Source organism: Paractinoplanes lichenicola (assembly GCF_016785085.1).
GTDB lineage: Bacteria > Actinomycetota > Actinomycetes > Mycobacteriales > Micromonosporaceae > Actinoplanes > Actinoplanes lichenicola.
Map to the genome: position 1 here is coordinate 417,080 of NZ_JAENHO010000010.1, position 6,899 is coordinate 423,978.

A 6,899-nucleotide genomic window follows, 5' to 3' on the forward strand; every position below is an offset into this window, starting at 1 on the left:
AAAGCTTAGGCACGCCGATCGAGGAACTCGTACACGTCCTGGGCGTCGACGCCGGGGAACGTGCCCGGGGGCAGGGCGGCGAGCAGGTGGGAGTGCACGCGGGCGCTGGGCCAGGCATGCCCCGCCCAGCGGTCCACCAGCGACGCGGGCGGGCGGCGGCAGCAGCCGGGGTCGGGGCAGCGGGAGACCGTACGGCGGGCGGTGTCTCCCCCACGGAACCAGCGCGCGTGCTCGTACGGCGTGCCGACCGTGACCGAGAATTCCCCCGACCGCGTCGACTCGATGTGCACCGTGCACCAGTACGTGCCGGCCGACGTGTCGGTGAACTGGTAGAACGACGAATACGGGTCGTCCGCCTGGAAGATCGTGCGGGAGGCCCACTTGCGGCAGATCGGCTGCCCCTCGATGGCCCCGGTGACGTCGGCCGGGAAGCGCACCCCGTCGTTCTCGTACGCCTTGTAGACGATCCCGTTCTCGTGCACCCGCGTGAAGTGCACCGGGATCCCGAAGTGGTGCGTGGCCAGGTTCGTGAACCGATGCGCCGCCGTCTCGTAGGACACCCCGAACGCGTCCCGGAAGTCGTCGATGGCCAGCGCCCGGTCGGCCTTCGCCTCACGCAGGAACTCCACCGCGAAGTTCTCCGGCATCAGCAACGCCGCCGCGAAATAGTTGGCCTCGACCCGCTGCCGCAGGAAGTCGCCGTAGTCGGCCGGCTCCGGATGCCCGAGCACGAAGTGGCCGAGCGTCTGCAGCACCACCGCCCGCGGGTCGTGCCCCTTGCCGCTGGCCACCTGAGGCAGATAGATCTTGCGGCCGACCAGGTCGGTCACCGAGCGTGTGGAGCCCGGCAGGTCGTTCACGTAGTGCAGTGAGAAGCCCAACTGCGCAGCGATATCGAGGATGCCGCGCTGACTGAGCGGCCCGGTCGTGTGCTTGACCGAGCGCAACACCCGGGCCGCCGCCTCCTCGATCCCGGCGAAGTAGTTGTCGCGCTCGCGCATGTCGACCCGCAACTGCGCGTTGGCCCGCCGGGCGACCTCGGGCGTGGCGCTCTGCTCGGTCAGCAGCCGATTCAGCTCGCGATGCAGGCCGACCAGCGACTCGAGCGCGTCCGCGGGCAGCCGTCGCCCGCCTTTGACCACCGGCAACCCCAGGCCCCCGTACGCCGGGGACTGCTGGAAATGCGTGAGGTCGATCTCGAGCCCGGCCCGTCGCGACGGCGCCTCGGGTCGCAACAGGTCCTGCAGCGGCACCCCGAGCGCGCCCGCGATCGCCTGCAGCACCGACAGCTTGGGCTCGCGCTTGCCGTTCTCGATCAGCGACAGCTGCGACGGCGCCCGGCCCACGGCCTCACTGAGCTGCTCCAGCGTCATGTTCTTCGATTTGCGCTGGTGACGCAGCCGCTGGCCGAGGGTCACGAGGTCGACAACAGGTGAATCGCTCACGGGTTTTGACGTTAGCAGAAATTTCGCGTTTCTTCTGCTCACAAACGCCTCCCTAGGGGGTTGCGACCCCGGCGATAGTCGAGTTCTTCCCAAGCAGCACAAGCGACAGGGCACGGAAGGGATGAATCAGATGACTGATCAGCTGACCGAAGTTCGGGGCGGTACCGCGGCGGACCTCACTCGGGCGTGGGCCGGCGATCCCCGGTGGCTGGGCATCAAGCGCAGCTACACCGCGCACGACGTGGTCAAGCTCCGCGGCACGGTCCAGGAGCGGCACACTCTGGCCGAGCGGGGCGCGCAGCGGCTGTGGGAGCTGCTGCAGAGCGAGGACTACATCAACGCGCTGGGCGCGCTGACCGGCGGCCAGGCCACCCAGATGGTGCGGGCCGGGCTCAAGGCCATCTATCTGAGCGGCTGGCAGGTCGCGGCCGACGCCAACCTGGCCGGCGCCACCTATCCCGACCAGTCGCTCTACCCGGCCAACTCGGTGCCCGCGGTCGTGCGCCGTATCAACAACGCCCTCATGCGGGCCGACCAGATCGACACCGCGAGCGGCAGGCACGAGCGGGACTGGCTGGCCCCGATCGTGGCCGACGCGGAGGCCGGCTTCGGTGGTCCGCTCAACGCGTTCGAGCTGATGAAGGCCATGATCGTGGCCGGCGCGGCGGGCGTGCACTGGGAGGACCAGCTGGCCAGCGAGAAGAAGTGCGGTCACCTGGGCGGCAAGGTGCTCATCCCGACCGCGCAGCACATCCGCACCCTCAACGCGGCCCGGCTGGCGGCCGACGTGCTCGGGGTGCCATCGCTGGTCATCGCGCGGACCGACGCCCTGGCCGCGGACCTGCTGACCACCGACGTCGACGAGCGCGACCAGCCGTTCCTCACGGGAGAGCGTACGGCGGAAGGCTTTTTCCGAGTGCGCAGCGGGCCCGACGCGGCCATCGCGCGCGGGGTGGCGTACGCGGATTATGCGGATCTGTTGTGGGTCGAGACCGGCAAGCCCGACCTCGAGTTCGCCAAGATGTTCGCCGAGGCGGTGCACAAGGAGCACCCCGGCAAGATGCTGGCATACAACTGCTCGCCCTCGTTCAACTGGAAGAAGAACCTGGACGACGCCGACATCGCGCGCTTCCAGAAGGAGCTCGGCGCGATGGGCTACAAGTTCCAGTTCGTCACGCTGGCCGGCTTCCACGCGCTCAACCACTCGATGTACGAGCTGGCCCGCGGCTACGCCGAGACCGGCATGACCGCGTACGTGAAGCTGCAGGAGGCCGAGTTCGCGGCCGAGCTCGACGGTTACACCGCCACCAAGCACCAGGCCGAGGTCGGCACGGGCTACTTCGACGCCGTCTCGACCGCGCTCAACCCCTCCTCGTCCACGACTGCCCTGGCGGGCTCGACCGAGACGGAGCAGTTCTGATGGGCAACGAAGAGATCACCATCACCGGTACGACTTCCGGCCGGTACGCCGACATCCTGACCCCTGCGGCGATCGAGTTCGTCGTCGCGCTCGACCGGGAGTTCGGCGCTCGGCGCGTCCAGCTCCTCGAGCGGCGCCGTCGGCGGCGGACCACCCGTACTTCCTCGCTGGATTTCTTGGAGTCGACGTCTCACATTCGCTCCTCCGAGTGGACCGTTGCCCCGCCCGCGCCCGATTTGCTGGACCGGCGGGTCGAGATCACCGGGCCGCCCGAGCGCAAGATGACGATCAACGCGCTCAACTCCGGGGCGAAGGTGTGGATGGCCGACTTCGAGGACGCCACCTCGCCCACCTGGGAGAACGTGGTGCTGGGCCAGGCCAACCTGCGGGACGCGCTGGACGGCACGCTCGACTTCACCGACCCGGCGGGCAAGGAATACAAGGTCAACGGCTGGACCCCGACCATCATGGTGCGGCCGCGGGGCTGGCACCTGCCCGAATGCCACCTGCGGATCGGCGGGCGGGCGGTGTCGGCGGCCCTGTTCGACTTCGGGCTCTACATGTTCCACTGCGCCCAGCGGCAGCTCGACCGGGGCAGCGGGCCCTACTTCTACCTGCCCAAGCTGGAGTCGCACCTCGAGGCGCGGCTGTGGAACGACGTGTTCGTCTTCGCGCAGGAGGCGCTCGGCATCGAACGCGGCACTATCCGCGCGACCGTGCTCATCGAGACGATCACCGCGGCCTTCGAGATGGACGAGATCCTGTACGAGCTGCGCGAACACTCGGCCGGCCTGAACGCGGGCCGCTGGGACTACCTGTTCAGCATGATCAAGAACCGGCCGGAGGTGGTCCTGCCCGAACGGTCGCAGGTGACGATGACCGCGCCGTTCATGCGGGCGTACACCGAACTGCTGGTCCGCACCTGTCACCGCCGCAACGCGCACGCCATCGGCGGGATGGCCGCGGTCGTCCCGTCGAAGGACCCGGTGGCCGCCAAGCGCGCGCTCAACCAGGTGCGGCAGGACAAGCGGCGCGAGGTCGGCGACGGCTTCGACGGCTCCTGGGTGGCGCACCCGGGTCTGGTCGCGACGTGCCGCGAGGTGTTCGACCAGTGGCTCGGCGAGGAGCCGCACCAGATCGTCCGCAAGCGTGAGGACGTGCGCGTGACCGCCACGGAGTTGCTGGACGTGCGCGTTCCCGGCGTCCAGGTCACCGAGGTCGCGCTGCGCAACAACGTCAGCGTGGCGCTGCGCTACATCGCGGCCTGGCTCGACGGGCGCGGCGCGGTGGCGCTGGGCGGCCTGATGGAGGACGCGGCGACCGCGGAGATCTGCCGGACCCAGCTGTGGCAGTGGATCCGATCGGCCACCCCGACCGACTACGGCATCCCGGTCAGCGCCGCGCTGGTCACCCGCATGCTGCGCGAGGAGCTCGACGTGCTCAGCGAGACGGGCGCCCTCGACGAGGACTCGGCCCGGCGTTTCGGCCAGGCCCGCACCCTGCTGACGGTGCTGCTGACCGAGCGCACGTGCCCCGAGTTCCTGACCCTGCCGGCCTACCTTCGGCACCTGTCCGGCGGGTCAGCCACCCCGGTCCCCGATGAGGCGCCTGTCGCCGTCTGATCGATTCCCCGGGCAAGGGCGCGGCCTCGTTGTTTACGGGGCCGCGCCCTTCGGCGCCTTCCACGACGTCGGTGTCAGCAAGCTCTCGTCGACTCCCTGCCGTCGGGCCAGCCCCGCCAGCAGATCGGCCACCTGCACCCGCGGATCGTCCCGCGAGTCGGCCATCGCGAACCCGGCCAGCGGCGACACCCCGCCATCACCTGTCAACGCCCGTTGCAGCCGAGCCAGCCGGCCGGCGGTCAACGCGCTCTGCTCGTCATGCGTCACGAGCACCCGCCGCTCGCCCCCGCTCCACGTCAGCACCGTCTCGGCCAGCGCCGGCAGCAGCGGTTCGAGGGGCGGCGGCACCTCGCGGTCATCCTCATCGAGCCGGGCCGCCAACGCCCACACCCGGGCCGGTTCCACCTCCACCACGTGCTCGGCCGCGGCCAGGAAACGCTCCACAGTCTCGCTCGCCGGCCGCCGCCGTTTCGTGCGCACCAGCTCGACAAACGCCGGCAACAACCCAGAGCTTTCCCGTACGGCCTGAGCCAGCGCGACGGCGTCCGCCCGCTGCCCCTGCGTGAGCCGCGTGCCGGACGCGTACGAAGGCTCGTAAAGCACCATGTCGACGATGCGCGTGACGAGAAAGAACCGCTTGTCGACCACATGCACGTACGCCCGCCCGCGCAACGCTTCCTGAAACCAGTCCTTCCGGCCGGCCCGCAAGAACCGCCCCGACTTCAACTCGCCAGACTCCGTAGCGGCCCCCAGCCGCCCGACCAGCTCGGCGGCCTCGTCCACGCTCAGGTCCACACTCGCGTGCGTGATCGTCGGCATGCCAGGGTGCAGCAGGTTGGTGCCCGAGAACCCCGACTCGTCACAGGCGATCCGCACAACCGGCCCGGCCCCCGCCTGCACCGGCAACAGCCCACCCTGCATGGGAGTCCTCATGCCGCCATCACACCCCGGTTCCGCACCGGTGTCGACAGGAATAGGACCTCTTGGCGAAGCCGTCGAGCCCGGACACCGACATCCCCGCGCCGGGCAGCCCCCGCCCGGCGCGTCTCGCCGGCGGGATCCGGTCCGTAAAGATCGGTCACTACAACGCCGGGCGCCTCATCACTCACGAGGCGACCAACGCGACGACCTCGGTCAGCTCGGCCACGCTCACGTCCGCTTGTTTGCGCAGCCGGGGCAGGTCACCCGGCGCGTGCTCGGCCGCGGCCGCCTCGGCCAGCACAACCAGGCCGAACCCCGCCGCGCGGGCGCCGTCGAGCTCGTTGCTGCCGCCATCCCCCACGTAGGCGGCCCTCGCCGGCGCCACCCCCAGGCGTTCGAGAATGAGCGCGTACGCCCGAGGTTCCGGTTTACAGACCCCGATCTCATGAGACAGCGCCACGTCGTCCACCAGCGCGGCCAGCGGAGACCGAGGCCAGGCCCGCAACTCGAGGGCGTGCGTATTGCTGAGCACCCCGACCTTGAGTCCCAGCTCGCGCAGCGCCGTCAACGTCGCGATCGTGCTTGCCGGCGGCTCGAGCAGGGCCACCCGCCGGTCAAGATCCCAGTCGGCCTCGATGCGCTCGAGGTCATCGGCGGTCACCCTGGGGGCGATGGCCCGAACCCATTCGAGCTCGGTCAGCCCGCCCCGCCCCGACTCCAGAAACGGCTCGAACTCGATCCACCGCCGCCGAAACGCGTCCCGATCCATCCCGAGCAAGGGCGCCAGCCAAGCACCCCGCCCCACCCCCCGCGGATGCACAAGCGTGTAAAGAAGATCAAACACGACGGCCTCCACCCGCCGCCCCACGCGCTGCCCCATCGCCAACCCCCGTCCCGGTTGCCGCCTCGCCGGTCACGCTACCGCCGGCCAGGCCCGCCAGGTCGCCCCAGCGCAGTGGCTCCCCCGGGCTCGAACACCGACCACCCGCTCGCAGGCCGCGCGAATCTCCCCCGCCCTGCGCGGCCCTTATCAGGTCGTCGGGGCCTACGGCACCACGTCATGATCTCAGCCGGCCGGGCCGGAACTGGCTCGCCTCGATAGGCTGCTCGCCGCCTGCGCGCTGCGTTTTGCCCTGGACGCATCCTCCGCAGGGCGACGGCTGGACGGCGTAGGCCAAGCCGACCTGTGCGCGGTCGGTGGCCAGTCCCTTTGCCGCCGTCGCGTTCAATGCGAGCGTGCGCAACGACCCGAGCAAACAAGACAGCCCACGGCACACCGACCAGCACCTGGCCGACTGGCACGCCGGCCTGGACGCCCTGAGGAGGCAAGGCTGGCAAGCAGATCTCACTTGCAATGCCGCACCCGTCTGAGTTCCCCCCGGTTTGGCGGAGCTTCTCAAGCATGATCGACTGATCATGGGGAGGAATTATCCGTGGCCGCACCGAAGAAGTACCCCGACGAACTACGGGCGAGGGCTGTGCGCCTGTATC

General features: G+C 69.9%; 5 protein-coding genes. 2 read left to right on the forward strand and 3 right to left on the reverse strand.

All coding sequences use genetic code 11. The annotated features are described in order from the left end of the window. Positions 1 to 5: 5 nt before the first annotated feature. A complete protein-coding gene (locus tag JKJ07_RS33735) occupies positions 6 to 1,445 on the reverse strand; it encodes an XRE family transcriptional regulator (protein WP_202995947.1) in 1,440 nt (479 codons plus the stop codon). 130 nt (positions 1,446 to 1,575) lie between these two features. On the opposite strand from JKJ07_RS33735, the gene aceA reads away from it, so the two are divergent. Together aceA and aceB are read left to right on the forward strand one after the other, a co-directional pair. Beyond that, positions 1,576 to 2,865, forward strand: coding sequence for an isocitrate lyase (gene aceA / locus JKJ07_RS33740; protein WP_202995948.1), 1,290 nt, complete (start codon positions 1,576 to 1,578; stop codon positions 2,863 to 2,865). After that, on the forward strand, positions 2,865 to 4,487 hold the full coding sequence (gene aceB / locus JKJ07_RS33745; protein WP_202995949.1) for a malate synthase A: 1,623 nt from the start codon (positions 2,865 to 2,867) through the stop codon (positions 4,485 to 4,487). Before aceA ends, aceB begins: the two co-directional genes overlap by 1 nt. Before the next feature lie 33 nt (positions 4,488 to 4,520). On the opposite strand, the gene JKJ07_RS33750 is transcribed toward aceB, so the two are convergent. Then, positions 4,521 to 5,420, reverse strand: coding sequence for a hypothetical protein (locus tag JKJ07_RS33750; RefSeq protein ID WP_202995950.1), 900 nt, complete (start codon positions 5,418 to 5,420; stop codon positions 4,521 to 4,523). 172 nt (positions 5,421 to 5,592) lie between these two features. After that, entirely contained in the window at positions 5,593 to 6,288 is a 696-nt protein-coding gene (locus JKJ07_RS33755; protein WP_369077010.1) for an HAD family hydrolase, read from the reverse strand. Positions 6,289 to 6,899: the final 611 nt, after the last annotated feature.

Bases quoted from the DNA above. Each gene is read 5' to 3' on its own strand.
- aceA (WP_202995948.1), top strand. From the start codon at position 1,576: ATGACTGATCAGCTGACCGAAGTTCGGGGCGGTACCGCGGCGGACCTC.
- aceB (WP_202995949.1), top strand. From the start codon at position 2,865: ATGGGCAACGAAGAGATCACCATCACCGGTACGACTTCCGGCCGGTAC.
- JKJ07_RS33750 (WP_202995950.1), bottom strand. From the start codon at position 5,420: ATGAGGACTCCCATGCAGGGTGGGCTGTTGCCGGTGCAGGCGGGGGCC.
- JKJ07_RS33755 (WP_369077010.1), bottom strand. From the start codon at position 6,288: ATGGGGCAGCGCGTGGGGCGGCGGGTGGAGGCCGTCGTGTTTGATCTT.